This is a genomic window from Embleya sp. NPDC020630, from assembly GCF_044334985.1.
Classification (GTDB): Bacteria; Actinomycetota; Actinomycetes; order Streptomycetales; family Streptomycetaceae; genus Embleya.
On record NZ_JBIRUB010000041.1, the window covers coordinates 20,302 to 36,988 of the forward strand.

At 70.6% G+C, this 16,687-nt stretch carries 4 protein-coding genes; 2 read left to right on the top strand and 2 right to left on the bottom strand.

From position 1 onward, the window contains the following. Nucleotides 1-11: 11 nt before the first annotated feature. Together ACH4XV_RS46960 and ACH4XV_RS46965 are read right to left on the bottom strand one after the other, a co-directional pair. Nucleotides 12-260: a ferredoxin gene (locus ACH4XV_RS46960; RefSeq protein ID WP_380001871.1), complete on the bottom strand. Its 249-nt coding sequence runs from the start codon at nucleotides 258-260 to the stop codon at nucleotides 12-14. Between the two features lie 71 nt (nucleotides 261-331). After that, on the bottom strand, nucleotides 332-1,543 hold the full coding sequence (locus tag ACH4XV_RS46965; protein ID WP_395800513.1) for a cytochrome P450: 1,212 nt from the start codon (nucleotides 1,541-1,543) through the stop codon (nucleotides 332-334). 253 nt (nucleotides 1,544-1,796) lie between these two features. Between ACH4XV_RS46965 and ACH4XV_RS46970 the strand changes: the two genes are divergently transcribed. Both ACH4XV_RS46970 and ACH4XV_RS46975 read left to right on the top strand, forming a co-directional pair. Then, a complete protein-coding gene (locus tag ACH4XV_RS46970) occupies nucleotides 1,797-8,270 on the top strand; it encodes an SDR family NAD(P)-dependent oxidoreductase (protein ID WP_395800515.1) in 6,474 nt (2,157 codons plus the stop codon). Nucleotides 8,271-8,314: 44 nt separating this feature from the next. Next, nucleotides 8,315-16,687 (top strand): SDR family NAD(P)-dependent oxidoreductase (locus ACH4XV_RS46975; RefSeq protein WP_395800517.1); only part of this gene is annotated, 8,373 nt, incomplete at its 3' end.

Sequence of the window (16,687 nt, forward strand, 5' to 3'; positions counted from 1 at the left end):
GTCGTTGTCGCTCACGTGGCGGCTCCGTTCGGGGGTGCGTCGGGGATGGACGGCTCCGGTGCGGGCGCGGTGGTGAGCGTGATCGCTCGGGCCGGACAGCGCAGCACCGCGTCCCGGACGGCCCGCAGGTTCTCGGGCTCCGACGCGCCGGGAAGCACGAACGACAGGCCGTCCTCGTCCCCCTGATCGAATACATCCGGTGCCGCGAGCACACACTGTCCGGCACCCACGCAGGCGTCGCGGTCCACTTCCACACTCATCGCGCTCCACTTCCGCTCGGTCGCGCTCGGGCGCTCGGGGCCGTCCCGGTGCCCCGCGGCCGGGGACCGGGTCACCATGTCACCGGTACTTCGTGCACGCCGAACATGATCGCGTCGTTCTTGAACGGCAGTTCCGTCACCGGCACGGCCGTCCGCAGTCCCGGGATCCGGCCGAAGAGCGTGCGAAAGACGATCTCCAGTTCCAACCGGGCCAGGTTCTGCCCGAGACACTGGTGGATGCCGTATCCGAACGCCACGTGTGTGCGAGTGTCCTGGTGGATGTCCAGCACCTCGGGATGTACGAACACGCTCGGGTCCCGATTGGCCGCCGCGTTCGACAGCAGCACGCCCTCGCCCGCGCGGATGGTCACCCCACCGATCTCGATGTCGGCGGTCGCGATCCGGCTGGTGACGTTGTCCGCGACGCTGAAGTAGCGCAGCAGTTCCTCCACCGCACGCGGTGCCAGTGTGGGGTCGGCGAGCAACGCGGCCACCTGGTCGGGGTGTTCCAGGAGCGCCACGGTACCCAGCGAGATCGTGCTCGCCGTGCTCTCGTAGCCGCCGACCAGGATCAGCAGTGCGAGCCCGGTCAGGTGCCCGTGGTCGTCGCGGCCCTCGTCCCGGTGCTTGACCACCAGCCGACTGAGCATGTCGTCCTGCGGCTGCTTGCCCTTGATCAGCAACAACTCGCCGAGATAGGTGCGCAGTTCCCGCAGCGCGGCGGCGCGTTCCTGGGCGGTGTGGATACGACTGACCATGATCATCGCATGTCGCTGGATGTGGTCCAGGTCCTCGTACGGGACGCCGAGCAGGTCACATATGGTCAGTGACGGCACGGGCAGCGACAGTGCCTGGACCAGGTCCACCGGCCGCGGCCCGGCGAGCATCGCACTGACGCAGTCGTCCACGATCTCCTGGATGCGCGGGCGCATGCGGGCGATCCGACGCACCGTGAACTCGTTGATCACCATCCGCCGGTACGTGGTGTGCTCCGGCTGGTCCATCCACGGCAGGAAACCCTTCGACTGCTCGTCGAAGGACTGCTTGCGCGGAGCCAGTGCCGGGAATTCGGGATGCGCGCCGTTGGCACTGAGATTGGGGTCCAGGAAGAGTCTGCGCACGTCCTGATGCCGGGTGATCAGCCAGGCGGCTTTTCCGCTCGCCAATTGCACCTGCGTGATGGGGCGTTCGCTCCTCAGCTCGGCGTACTGCGGCGAGAGGTCGAACGGACACGATCTCGGCATGGGAAACGTCGGCAGGTGTGCCGAGGCGGTCTCTGTCACGATGCAACTCCCTTACCGGCAAGTCATGAGCGGCCAGTGTCGGAGTCCGCGCTTAAACGCCCCTTAGCACCTTCTTAAAGGCGACGGCCTTGGCCCACGGCCCCCATCCGCCGTGAAACCGCAGGCCGGAGGATGTTAAGGACGTTTTAAGCGCCCTCTAAGCACCTCTGCGAACGCTGAGCGGCACGGTGCCCGACTGCTGCTCCGGTCGGCGAAACGTACGTTCTCTCCCACCTGTTGAGGCTGATACCGGATGGCGAACGAAGACAAGCTGCGCGACTATCTGCGGCGGGTGACGGGCGAGCTCCAGGAGACGCGCGACCGGCTGCGCGAGCTCGAAGCCGGCCGGTCGGAACCGATCGCGATCGTGGGGATGGGATGTCGCCTTCCGGGCGGCGTGCGCGATGCCTCGGACCTGTGGCGACTGGTTCGCGACGGCGTCGACGCCATCTCGGCATTTCCCGACGACCGGGGCTGGGACCTGGAGTCGGCCCACGATCCGGATCCGGACGCCATCGGGCACACCTACGTCAGAGAGAGCGGTTTCCTGCACGACGCGGGCGACTTCGACGCGGGCTTCTTCGGGATCTCACCGCGCGAGGCGACGGCCATGGACCCGCAGCAGCGCCTGCTGTTGGAAACCGCGTGGGAAACCCTCGAGAACGCCGGGATCGCCCCGACCGCACTGTTCGGGGGCAACACCGGGGTCTTCACCGGGGTGATCGCCCAGGAGTACGTCCCCGCCGGCCGGGACGCGGTCACCCGGGCCGGGGAGGGCTACTTCCTGACCGGGAACACGGTGAGCGTGGCGTCCGGGCGAATCGCGTACGCACTGGGCCTGGAGGGCCCGGCCGTCACCGTCGACACCGCCTGCTCGTCGTCCCTGGTCGCCCTGCACCTGGCCTGCCAGGCGCTGCGCAACGGCGAATGCGATCTCGCGCTCGCGGGTGGCGCGACAGTCCTGCCCAGTCTGAACCCGTTCCTGGAGTTCAGCCGCCAGCGCGGTCTGGCACCGGACGGCCGCTGCAAGCCCTTCGCCGCCGGCGCCGACGGGTTCGCGCTGGCCGAGGGCGTCGGCCTGGTCCTGCTCGAACCACTGAGCCGGGCCCGCGACAACGGTCACACCGTGCTGGCGGTGATCAGGGGTTCGGCGGTGAATCAGGATGGTGCCAGCAATGGTTTGACGGCGCCGAGCGGGCCGTCGCAGCAGCGGGTGATCCGGGCTGCGTTGGCGGGTGCGGGGTTGACGGCGGATCAGGTCGACGTGGTGGAGGCGCACGGGACCGGGACGGCGTTGGGGGATCCGATCGAGGCGCAGGCGTTGTTGGCCACGTACGGGCAGGGCCGTGAGCCGGGGCGGCCGTTGTGGTTGGGGTCGGTGAAGTCGAACATCGGGCACACCCAGGCCGCGGCCGGGATCGCCGGTGTGATCAAGATGGTCCAGGCGTTGCGACACGAGACGTTGCCGGCGACGCTGCACGTGGACGAGCCGACGCCGCACGTCGACTGGGAATCCGGCGCGGTCTCCTTGTTGACCGAGGCCCGGCCGTGGCCGCGCACCCCCGACCGGCCGCGGCGGGCGGCGGTGTCCTCGTTCGGGATCAGCGGCACCAACGCCCACCTCGTCCTCGAACAGGGCGACCCCACCCCGAACGAGGTCGGCGGCGAGGACACCGACGGCATCTCCGTGCCCTGGCTGCTGTCGGGTCGGACCGAACCGGCGCTGCGGGCCCAGGCCGCCCGGTTACGGGACTTCGCGGTGGCGCATCCCGACGCGGATACGCGTGGAGTCGGCGCGGCGCTCGCCCGTACCCGCGCCGCCCTGGAGCATCGGGCCGCCGTGCCCGCCGACGACCGCGCCGACCTCCTGGCCGGGTTGGCCGCACTGGCACGCGGCGACCTCGAAGCGGGCGCGGTCCGCGCGATCGCGCACGAGGACTGCCGGGTCGTGTTCGTCTTTCCCGGTCAGGGCTCCCAATGGCCCGGCATGGCCCGCGAACTCCTCGACACCTCACCCGTGTTCGCCCGAGCACTGGGCGAGTGCGCCGACGCTCTCGCCCCCTACGTCGACTGGAACCTCATCGACGTCGTCACCGGAGCCGACAAAGCTCCCGGCCTCGACCGCGTGGACGTCGTGCAACCCGCCCTGTGGGCCATGATGATCAGCCTCGCCCGCCTATGGGAACACCACGGCATCCACCCCGACGCCGTCATCGGCCACTCCCAAGGCGAAATCGCCGCCGCCCACATCGCCGGAGCACTCACCCTCGAAGACTCCGCCCGCATCGTCGCCCTGCGCTCCCAAGCCATCACCACCCTCACCACCCACGGCGGCATGCTCTCCATCGCCCAACCCCCACACACCGTCGAAGAACTCCTCACCCACCACCCCCACCTCACCATCGCCGCCCTCAACGGCCCCCACTCCACCGTCATCTCCGGAAACCACGAAGAACTCGACCAACTCCAGGCACACTGCGAGACCCACGGCATACGACACCGACGCATCCCCGTCACCTACGCCTCACACAGCCCCCACGTCGAACCACTCCACCAACACATCCTCACCGACCTCGCCGACATCAAGGCCGTGTCCGGGGACATCCCGATGTACTCCACCGTCACGGCGGCACCGCTCGACGGCACCGCCTGCACCCCCGAACACTGGTACACCAACCTCCGCACCACCGTCCGCTTCCAGGAGACCGTCGAAGCCCTCCTCACCGACGGACACACCCTCTTCATCGAGACCAGTCCACACCCGGTGCTCACCGTCGGTCTCGGCGAGACCATCGACGCCCACCCCGTCCGCGCCGCGGCGATCGGCACGCTGCGTCGCGATCAGGGGGATCTCCGCACGTTCCACGCCGCCGTCGCACACGCGTACATCCACGGCGCGACCCCGGACTGGGACACATTCCTCCCACCCCCGATCGCAACCGATCTGCCCACGTACGCGTTCCAACGGGAGCGCTACTGGCTCACCTCGACGACACCGACGCACACGGCGGGCTTCGATCAGCGCGAGTCGACCCATCCGCTGCTCGACGCCGGCACGGAACTCGCGGACGGACTCCTGCTCACCGGGCGGCTGTCGCTCGCCACCCATCCCTGGCTCGCCGACCACGCCGTACACGACACCGTCCTCCTCCCCGGCACCGCCTTCCTCGACCTCGCCCTGCACGCCGCGACCCGGTTCGAGGACACTCCCGATCTGGAAGAGCTGACGCTGGAGAATCCGCTGCCGCTCTTCGAGCGACAGGCGGTTCGGCTACACGTCAGCGTGGGCCCTGCCGACGACACCGGGCACCGGCCCCTGACGATCGACTCCCGGGCCGAGACCACGGATTCCGACGCCGCGCCGCGCGCCTGGACCCGGCACGCCACCGGCACCCTCGCGCCGGCCGCCGAGGCCACCGAACCCGCGCGAGTCGACGCCGTGGAACCCCCGGCCGGCGCGCGCCCGATCGACCTCGCCGACGCGTACGCGGAACTGGCCGCGCAGGGTCACCACTACGGGCCGCTCTTCCGAGGGCTGACCGCCCTGTGGCGCGACGGCGACGACCTCTACGCCGAGATCCGCCTGCCGGACGACGCCGACCCGACCGGCCACACCATCCACCCCGCCCTCCTCGACGCCGCGCTGCATGCCGTGCTGCTCACCCGGGACGACCCCGAGACCACCCGACTTCCGTTCGCGTTCACCGGTATCCGGCACACGGCCATCGGTGCCACCCGTGCGCGGGTGCGCCTGGGTTCCGGCGGCAAACACGGTTTCTCGGTCGCTCTCGACACCCCGCAGGGCGACCACCTCGTCACGATCGACACCGTAACCACTCGGCCGATCGACGCTGCCCGGCTCGCCGCGCTCACGCCACGGGACGAGCAGGGTCTGCACGAGCAACGCTGGCAGCCGCTCCCGACGACAGCGGGCCCGGCGGCCGGAGCCGGTGTCTGGGCGATGCTCGGTCGCCCCTCCGCCAACCTCACCGAGGCCATGGACGCCTCCGGCACCACCTTCGACACCCACCAGGACCTCGCGGCGCTTCGCGAGGCGGTCCGCAACGGGGCTCCGGTCCCGGACGTCGTGATCGCGCACGCCGGCCGGATCCCGGCCGAAGCCGATGCCTCGGACATACCCGGGCAGGCCCGTGCGGTGATATCGGGTGCCCTTGCTCTGTTGCAGGAATGGCTCGGGTACGAGGAGTTCGTCGCGTCCCGCCTGGTGTTCGTGACCAAGCAGGCAATCGCCACCCACCACGGCGATCGCCTCGACAACCTGCCGCACGCACCACTGTGGGGCCTGGTCCGCGCGGCCCAGAGCGAGCACCCCGACCGATTCGGGCTGGTCGACGTGGCCGCGGGCACCAAGACCGCGAATGTCATCGCGGCCGTGGCCGCCGACCGGCCACAGGTCGCCGTCAGGCAGCAGCAGTTGCTCATCCCGGAGTTGGTCCCGTACCTGCCGCCGCTCACCGTGCCCACCGACGCGCCGACCTGGCGGCTCGGTATGACCGGCCGGGGCACCCTGGAGAACGTGGCGCTGCTGCCCGTGACCGAGCCGGACGGCCCGCTGACCGCCGGCCGGGTGCGAGTCGCGCTGCGCGCGATCGGTCTCAACTTCCGCGACGCGCTGATCGCGTTGGGAAGTTACCCCGGCGCGGCACCGATCGGCAGCGAGGGTGCGGGGATCGTGCTGGAGACCGGCCCGGGTGTGTCGGACCTCGCGCCCGGCGACGCGGTGATGGGGCTGTTCGCGGACGGCGTGGGCCCGACGGCCGTCGCCGACCGACGCGCCCTCGCGCCCGTGCCCGAGGGCTGGACGTTCGCGCAGGCGGCCGGCGCGCCGGTCGCGTTCCTCACCGCCTACCACGGGCTGGTCGACCTGGGTGGGCTGCGCTCGGGCGAATCGGTGCTCGTGCACGCGGCGACGGGCGGCGTCGGCATGGCCGCGGTCCGAATAGCCCGACACCTGGGCGCCGAGCCGTACCCGACCGCGAGCCCCGGCAAGTGGCATCTCCTGCGCACCCAGGGCTTCGACGAGGCACACATCGCCTCCTCCCGCAGCCTCGACTTCGAGGAGCATTTGCTGCGTTCCACCGACGGCAAGGGGGTGGATGTCGTCCTGAACTCGCTCGCCGGGGAGTACGTGGACGCCTCGCTGCGGGTGTTGCCGCGCGGTGGACGATTCGTGGAAATGGGCAAGGCCGACATCCGCGATCCGGAGACGATCGCGAGCGCACATCCCGGCGTGGTCTACCGCGCGTTCGACCTGAACACGATCGGTCCGGACGAGGTCCGACGCATCTTCGCTGTCCTTTCCCCACTGTTCGCGGACGGCACCCTCGAACCGCTGCCGACGACCGCTTGGCACGTCACACACGCTCCCCAGGCCCTACGACACCTGTCCCAGGGACATCACACCGGGAAACTCACGCTCACCCTCCCCCGGGGCATCGACCCCGACGGAACAATCCTGATCACCGGCGGCACCGGCACCCTCGGCGCACTCACCGCACGCCACCTCGTCACGGCACACGGCGCCCGCCACCTCATCCTCACCAACCGATCCGGCAACACCCCGGAAACCGAGGCTCTGCACACCCAGCTCACCGAGCTCGGCGCCCACGTCACCATCACCCGAACCGACGCCGCCGACCCCGAACAAACCGACACCCTCCTGGCCTCCATCGACCCGACCCACCCGCTCACCGCGATCTTCCACACCGCCGGCACCCTCGCCGACGCCACACTCGCCAACCAGACAACCGAACACCTCGACACCGTCCTGCCACCCAAGATCGACGCCGCGTGGCACCTGCACACCCGAACCGAACATCTCGAACCGGCCCCGACCCTCGTCCTGTACTCCTCCGCCGCCGGAATCCTCGGCAGCCCGGGACAGGCCAACTACGCCGCCGCCAACACCTTCCTCGACGCCCTGGCCCAACAACGCCACACCCGGGGACACCCCACTGTCAGCCTCGCCTGGGGTCCGTGGCGGCAGACCAGCAACCTCACCGCCGGACTCGACACCGCCGACCACGAACGTCATCGCGCCCTGGGCGTCACACCCCTCGGGTCAAAACACGCGCTCGGCCTGCTCGACATCGCGCTCACCACTCCCCATCCCGCCCTCGTTCCGATCAACCTCGTTCGCCGGCAGGCCCGTTCCGTCCGGCCGTCGCCCTCGTCCGGGTCGACCGAAGGCGTGGTCGCCAGGCTCGCCGCGCTGTCGGAAGCCGAGCAGCACCGCATGCTGCTCGACCTGGTCCGCACCCACGCGGCCACCGTCCTCGGGCACCCCACCGCGCAGACGATCAACGTCGAACAGGGCTTCATGGACCAGGGGTTCGACTCACTCACCGCGATGGAACTGCGCAACCGGCTCAGCTCCGCGCTCGACCATCGGTTGGGCAGCACGGTCCTGTTCGACCACCCGACTCCGGTCGCCTTCGCCCGCTACCTGCGCGCCCGACTGGTTCCGGAGGCGGATCCCCCGCGCTCGGCGGCGGCCGAACTGACGCGCCTGGAAACGATCCTGGCCGACCCGCCGCCGGACGAGGCGACCCGTACCGAACTGGCCGAACGACTCTCGGCTCTCCTGGCGCGAGTGAACGCACGGCAGTCCCACGCCGCGACCGAGGGTGCCCCCGGCACCGATATCGCGTCGGCCACGGACGACGAGATCTTCGAGTACATCAACGAGGAATTCGGCATTTCCTGACCCGCCAGCAGTCACCTGCTCCCACCTGTTGAGGCTGATTCCGGATGGCGAACGAAGACAAGCTCCGCGACTATCTCAAGCTCGTGACGCTCGACCTCAAGCAGACGCGCGACCGGCTGCACCGGGTCGAGACACAGCGCCACGAGCCGATCGCGATCGTCGGTATGGGCTGTCGCTTCCCGGGCGGCGTACGCGATCCGGCCGACCTCTGGCAACTGGTCACCGCAGGCACCGACGCCATCACGACCGATCCCGGCACCCGGGGTTGGCGCTTGGAGGACCTGTACGATCCCGACCCGGAAGCCGACGGTCGCACCTACGCCCGCGAGGGTGGGTTCCTGCACGACGCGGGCGACTTCGACGCGGGCTTCTTCGGGATCTCGCCGCGTGAGGCGGCGGCGATGGACCCGCAGCAACGGCTGCTCCTGGAGACCGCGTGGGAGACGCTGGAAAGTGCCCACATCGACCCGACCACGCTGCGCAACAGCGGCACCGGCGTCTTCACCGGCGTGATCGCGCAGGATTACGGGTCGAACGTCGCCCCCCGGGACGCCCGCGCCCTCGGGGGCTACCTGGCCACCGGCACGACCACGAGTGTGGCGTCGGGGCGGGTCGCGTACACGTTGGGTCTGGAGGGTCCGGCGATCACCGTCGACACCGCCTGCTCGTCGTCGCTGGTGGCGATCCACCTCGCGAGCCAGGCGCTGCGCAACGGCGAATGCGACCTCGCACTCGCGGGCGGCGTCACCGTCATGTCGACCCCGACCCCGTTCCTGGAGTTCAGCCGCCAGCGCGGACTGGCCCCGGACGGCCGCTGCAAGCCCTTCGCCGCCGGCGCCGACGGGTTCGCACTCGCCGAGGGCGTCGGCCTGGTCCTGCTCGAACCCCTCAGCCGAGCCCGCGACAACGGCCACACCGTACTCGCCGTGATCCGGGGTTCGGCCGTCAACCAGGACGGTGCCAGCAGTCGACTCACCGCGCCGAACGGGCCCTCCCAGGAGCGGGTGATCCGCCAGGCGCTCGACAGCGCGCAATTGGTACTCGGCGACATCGACGTGGTGGAGGCGCATGGGACCGGGACGGCGTTGGGGGATCCGATCGAGGCGCAGGCGTTGTTGGCGACCTACGGGCAACACCGCGACCCCGAGCGGCCGTTGTGGTTGGGGTCGGTGAAGTCGAACATCGGGCACACCCAGGCCGCGGCCGGGATCGCCGGTGTGATCAAGATGGTCCAAGCCCTGCGACACGAGACGTTGCCCGCAACGCTGCACGTGGACGAGCCGACCCCCCACGTCGACTGGGACACCGGCGCCGTCTCCCTGCTCACCGAGGCCCGGCCGTGGCCGCGCACCCCCGACCGGCCGCGGCGCGCGGCGGTGTCCTCGTTCGGGATCAGCGGCACCAACGCCCACCTCGTCCTCGAACAAGGCGACCCCACCCCGCAGCACACCGACCACGAAGTCCCGCCGGGCCCGTCCGTGGTCACGCTGTCCGCCAAGGACGAGCACGCCCTGAGCACACACGCCGAACGCCTGCGTACACACCTGGACACCCACCCGGGTCTCACCCCCGCCCGCGTCGCCGCCGGACTCGCCGCCCGCGCCGCGTTCCCGCACCGCGCCGCGATCGTCACCGACGACCGCGACGAACTCGTGGCCGCGCTCGACGCCCTGGCCGACGACGACGCGTCGCACCCCATCCTCGAACGCGACATCGCCCATCCGGGCAAGACCGTCTTCGTCTTTCCCGGTCAGGGCTCCCAATGGCCCGGCATGGCCCGCGAACTCCTCGACACCTCACCCGTGTTCGCCGAACACCTCAACGCCTGCGCACAGGCGTTGGCCCCCTACGTCGACTGGAACCTCGTCGACGTCGTCACCGGAGCCGACAAAGCTCCCGGCCTCGACCGCGTGGACGTCGTGCAACCCGCCCTGTGGGCCATGATGATCAGCCTCGCCCGCCTATGGGAACACCACGGCATCCACCCCGACGCCGTCATCGGCCACTCCCAAGGCGAAATCGCCGCCGCCCACATCGCCGGAGCACTCACCCTCCACGACTCCGCCCGCATCATCACCCTGCGCTCCCAAGCCATCACCACCCTCACCACCCACGGCGGCATGCTCTCCATCGCCCAACCCCCACACACCGTCGAAGAACTCCTCACCCACCACCCCCACCTCACCATCGCCGCCCTCAACGGCCCCCACTCCACCGTCATCTCCGGAAACCACCAAGCACTCGACCAACTCCAGGCACACTGCGAGACCCACGACATCCACGCCCGTCGCATTCCGGTCACCTACGCCTCACACAGCCCGGACGTCGAGCCACTCCGCCAACAAATCCTCACCGACCTCGCCGACATCACCCCCCAACCCACCACCGTCCCCCTCTACTCCACCGTCACCACCACACCCATCGACGGCACCCACCTCACCCCCGAACACTGGTACACCAACCTCCGCACCACCGTCCGCTTCCAAGAAACCATCGAAACCCTTCTCGGCGACGAACACACGGTCTTCATCGAAACCAGCCCACACCCGGTGTTGACCACGCCGATCGAGGACACCATCAACGAGCGGAGCGTCCGCGCACGCACCGTCGCCACCCTCCGCCGCGACGACGGCGACCTGCACCGGTGGCACACGGCTCTCGCACACGCCTTCGTGGCCGGACGCACCCCCACCCGGTTCGCCGCGCCACAGCCCCGAGACCAGCTGCCCACATACCCGTTCCGACACGAGACCTTCTGGCTCGCCTCGGCACGGCACGAGCACACGGCCGGCTCCGGGCAGCGCGCCGCGACCCATCCCCTCCTCGACGCGAGCATGGAACTGGCCGACGGAGCAGCGCTGTTGCTCACAGGGCGGCTGTCGCTCGCCACCCATCCCTGGCTCGCAGACCACGCCGTACACGACACCGTCCTCCTCCCCGGCACCGCCTTCCTCGACCTCGCCCTGCACGCCGCCGGCCTCACCGGATGCTCGACAATCGAGGAACTCACCCTGGAAGCCCCGTTACCGCTGGCCGAGCACCACGCGCTCCACCTCCAGATCAGCGTCGGCGCCCCGGACGAACACCAGCGCCGGGCCCTGTCCGTGTACTCGCGTCCCGAAACGCACGACCCCGAAGGCTCCACCGGTTCCGACCGATCCGACAGCCCATCAGTGGCCTGGACCCGACACGCCACCGCCACGCTGGGCACCGAATCCTGGATCGAGCCGGGGTCCACGACCGAGCGTCGTCCGGCGGGCGCCGTCGCCGTGGACATCGACAACGCCTACGCGGACTTCGCCGAGCAGGGCTACCACTACGGGCCGACCTTCCAGGGGCTGACGGCGCTGGCGCGCGACGACGCGGGTTGGTACGCCGAAGTCCGCCTGCCGGATGCCGCCGATCCGAACGGCCACGCCATCCACCCCGCCCTCCTCGACGCGGCGCTGCACCCGTTGCTGCTCGCCGAGGCCGGCGCCGAGGAGATCCGGCTGCCCTTCACCTTCGGCGGGATCCGGCTGTCCCCCGACTTCGTGCGCGGTACGCACGCGCACGCGCACATCACCGCCACGGGCGACCACGAGCACGCCATCACTCTGACCGACGACGCCGGGCACCACGTCGTGACCGTCGCCACGGTCACGACCAGGCCGATCAGCCGTGCGCAGCTCGCGATCTCGACGGCCCGATCGAACGAGTCGCTGCACCGACTCGACTGGCACCCCTACCCCACGAGGGCCGATACTCCCCCGGACACCGCGGGGTGGGCGGTCCTCGGCAACCCCGAGGACATCCGGGCGATTCCCGCCCTCGCCGCGCTCGACCTGCCCGCGCACCCCGACCTGCCCTCGGCACTCCGGGCGGGCGCCGGCACGCTCCTCGTCGCCGCGCCGCAGGCCGTCCCGCACGAACCGGCGCTGTCCGCCGCCGCGTTCCGGACAACGGCGCTGATACTGCGCCGGCTTCAGGACCGGCTCGCGGTCGACGACTCGCGCGCCTCCTCCGGGCGGCTGGTCGTCGTCACCAGCCTGGCTGTACCCACCCACCACGGCGATCCCCTGGCCAACCTGGCACAGGCCCCACTGTGGGGGCTGCTCCGGAGCGCGCAGGCCGAGCACCCCGACCTGTTCGCCATCGTGGACACCGACCCGCACGCCGACCCCGGCCTGCTGGCCGCCGCGATCGCCGCCGGCGCGACCGACGGGCAACCGCAGCTCGCGATCCGGCACCGGCAGATACTCGCACCCCGACTCGTCCGACACACATCACCGTTGGCGGTTCCGTCGGGCCCGACCCCGTGGCGGCTGGAAGTACCCCGTCCGGGCGGCTTCGACGGGCTCGCGCTCGTACCCGCGCCCGAATTGACCCGTCCACTGGGCCCCGGTGAGGTGCGCTTGGCCCCGGCGGCGGTCGGCCTCAACTTCCGAGACACCCTGATCACGCTCGGGCTGTACCCCGGGGAGCGTCCGCACGTGGGCGGCGAGGGCGCCGGCACGGTGCTCGAAGTCGGACCGGATGTGCCGAACGTGCGCCCTGGTGATCGGGTCATGGGCCTCCTGGAACACGGCACCGCGTCGGTGACGATCACCGATCATCGACTGCTCATGCCGGTACCGGACGACTGGTCGGACGCGCAGGCAGCGGCCGTCCCCGTAGCGTTCGCCACGGCGTACCACGCGCTGCACGACCTGGCGGCCCTGCGTCGCGGCGAGCGGTTGCTCATCCACACCGCCACCGGCGGCGTGGGCCAAGCCGCCGGCCAACTCGCCCGGTACATCGGCGCCGACGTCTACGCGACGGCGAGCCGGAGCAAGCACGAGACCCTGGCCGAGCTGGGCTATCCGGCCGACCGCGTGGCGGACTCCCGTACCTACGACTACGCCGACCGGTTCCTCACCGCCACCGACGGGGCCGGTCTGGACGTGGTCCTGCACTCGCTCGCCGACGAACACACGGACACCACACTGCGGTTGCTGCCTCGCGGCGGGCGGTTCATCGACATGGGCAAGGCCGACATCCGAGACGGCGCGGAGGTCGCGGCGCGGCATCCCGGGGTCGAGTATCGGGCGTTCGATCTGACCGACGCGGGATTCGACCGGATCGGCCGGATCTTCGCCGTACTGGCCCGGTTGTTCGCCGACGGCTCCCTACGGCCGCTGCCGACGACCGGATGGCACATCACGCACGCTCCCCAGGCTCTGCGGCACCTCTCGCAGGGACATCACACCGGGAAACTCACGCTCACCCTCCCCCGGGGCATCGACCCCGACGGAACGATCCTGATCACCGGCGGCACCGGCACCCTCGGCGCACTCACCGCACGCCACCTCGTCACGGCACACGGCGCCCGCCACCTCATCCTCACCAACCGATCCGGCAACACTCCGGAGACCCAGACACTACAGACCGAGCTCACCGAACTCGGCGCCCACGTCACCATCACCCCAACCGACGCCACCGATCCCCAACAAACCGACGCCCTCCTGGCCTCCATCAACCCCGCCCACCCACTCACCGCGATCATCCACGCCGCAGGCACCCTCGCCGACGCCACACTCGCCAACCAGACAACCGAACACCTCGACACCGTCCTGCCACCCAAGATCGACGCCGCGTGGCACCTGCACGAGAGGACCAAGCACCTTCGACCGGCACCCACCCTCGTGCTCTACTCCTCCGCCGCCGCAACGCTCGGCAGCGCGGGACAGGCCAACTACGCGGCGGCGAACGCCTTCCTGGACGCCCTCGCCCACCATCGCCACTCCCAGGGGCACCCCACTGTCAGCCTCGCCTGGGGTCCCTGGCAGGAGACGAGCAACCTCACCGCCGGGCTCGGTGCGGCCGACCATCAGCGCCACCGGGCCCACGGCATCACCCCGCTGACCACGCCGCACGCCCTCGCCCTCCTTGACACCGCAATGGGCACGCCGCATCCCACCCTCGCCCCGATCAACCTCGAGCGGCACCGGAGCGAACGCGGTACACGAACGCCGGCTCGTACCGCGACCCCGACCGCGAAGCTCGTCGGGCTCTCCGAGGCGGAGCAAACGCGAACGCTGCTGGAACTCGTTCGCACCCAGGTGGCACAGATCCTCGGACACGCGACGCCGGAGGCGGTCGACGCGGATCGGCCGTTCAAGGACCTCGGGTTCGACTCGCTGACGGCCGTCGAACTGCGCAACCTGGTCAACAACGCGACCGGACTGCGTCTCCCCAGCAGCCTCGTCTTCGACCACCCCACCCCCGCTCGGCTCGCGGCATTCCTGCGCACACAACTCGCCGATGCCGAGCCGACGGCGGCCAGGGCCGCGCCTGCGTCCGCGCCGACACCGAGCGCCGCGGTCGTCTCCGCCGGGAGCGAGGAGCCGATCGCAATCGTCGGCATGGGGTGCCGTTTCCCGGGTGACGTGCGGGGGCCGACGGACCTCTGGCGGCTGATCACCGGCGGGGCGGACGCGATCAGCGTCCTCCCGGAGAACCGGGGTTGGGACACGGCTCGACTACACAACCCGGACCCGGACGCCACCGGCCACACCTACGCCCGGGAGGGCGGTTTCCTGCACGACGCGGGCGACTTCGACGCCGTCTTCTTCGGGATCTCGCCGCGTGAGGCGGCGGCGATGGACCCGCAGCAGCGCCTGCTCCTCGAAACGGCGTGGGAAACGTTCGAGAACGCCCGCCTCGATCCCACCGCGCCGGCCGTGCGCAACACCGGGGTCTTCACCGGCGTCGTGGCACAGAACTACGCGGACAACCCGGCGCCCCACCACGCGCGCAACCTGGAGGGCTACCTGGCCACCGGCACCACGACCAGCGTGGCGTCCGGGCGCATCGCGTACACGTTGGGTCTGGAGGGTCCGGCGATCACCGTCGACACCGCCTGCTCGTCGTCGCTGGTGGCGATCCACCTCGCGAGCCAGGCGCTGCGCAACGGCGAATGCGACCTCGCACTCGCGGGCGGCGTCACCGTCATGTCGACCCCGACCCCGTTCCTGGAGTTCAGCCGCCAGCGCGGACTGGCCCCGGACGGCCGCTGCAAGCCCTTCGCCGCCGGCGCCGACGGATTCGCACTCGCCGAGGGCGTCGGCCTGGTCCTGCTCGAACCCCTCAGCCGAGCCCGCGACAACGGCCACACCGTACTCGCCGTGATCCGGGGTTCGGCGATCAACCAGGACGGTGCCAGCAACGGTTTGACGGCACCGAACGGGCCGTCGCAGCAGCGGGTGATCCGCAGCGCCCTGACCAATGCCGGATTGACGGCCGATCAGGTCGACGCGGTGGAGGCGCACGGGACGGGCACCACGCTCGGGGATCCGATCGAGGCGCAGGCGTTGTTGGCCACGTACGGGCAACACCGCGACCCCGAGCGGCCGTTGTGGTTGGGGTCGGTGAAGTCGAACATCGGGCACACCCAGGCCGCGGCCGGGATCGCCGGTGTGATCAAGATGGTCCAGGCGTTGCGACACGAGACGTTGCCGGCGACGTTGCACGTGGACGAGCCGACGCCGCACGTCGACTGGGAATCCGGCGCGGTCTCCTTGTTGACCGAGGCCCGGCCGTGGCCGCGCACCCCCGACCGGCCGCGGCGCGCGGCGGTGTCCTCGTTCGGGATCAGCGGCACCAACGCCCACCTCGTCCTCGAACAAGGCGACCCCACCCCGCAGCACACCGACCACGAAGTCCCGCCGGGCCCGTCCGTGATCGCGCTGTCCGCCAAGGACGAGCACGCCCTGCGCACACACGCCGAACGCCTGCGCGCCCACCTCGTCGAGCGCCCCGAGACGACGCCGGCCGCGCTCGCGGCAGCCCTGCGTACACGTTCCGTGTTCGACCATCGTGCGACGATCGTCACCCACGACCGCGACGAACTCGTGGCCGCACTCGGCGCCTTGGCCGATGACGCGTCCCACCCCGCCCTTGACCGCGACCTCGCCCGCCCGGGTAGGACCGTGTTCGTGTTCCCGGGCCAGGGCGCGCAATGGGTCGGCATGGGCGCCCGACTCCTGGCTACGTCACCGGTGTTCGCCGAACACCTCAACGCCTGCGCCGACGCTCTCGCCCCCTACGTCGACTGGAACCTCATCGACGTCGTCACCGGAGCCGACCACGCCCCCAGCCTCGACCGCGTCGACGTCGTGCAACCCGCCCTGTGGGCCATGATGATCAGCCTCGCCCGCCTTTGGGAACACCACGGCATCCACCCCGACGCCGTCATCGGCCACTCCCAAGGCGAAATCGCCGCCGCCCACATCGCCGGAGCCCTCACCCTCGAAGACTCCGCCCGCATCGTCGCCCTGCGCTCCCAAGCCATCACCACCCTCACCACCCACGGCGGCATGCTCTCCATCGCCCAACCCCCACACACCGTCGAAGAACTCCTCACCCACCACCCCCACCTCACCATCGCCGCCCTCAAC

Bases quoted from the DNA above. Each gene is read 5' to 3' on its own strand.
- ACH4XV_RS46960 (WP_380001871.1), bottom strand. From the start codon at position 260: ATGAGTGTGGAAGTGGACCGCGACGCCTGCGTGGGTGCCGGACAGTGT.
- ACH4XV_RS46970 (WP_395800515.1), top strand. From the start codon at position 1,797: ATGGCGAACGAAGACAAGCTGCGCGACTATCTGCGGCGGGTGACGGGC.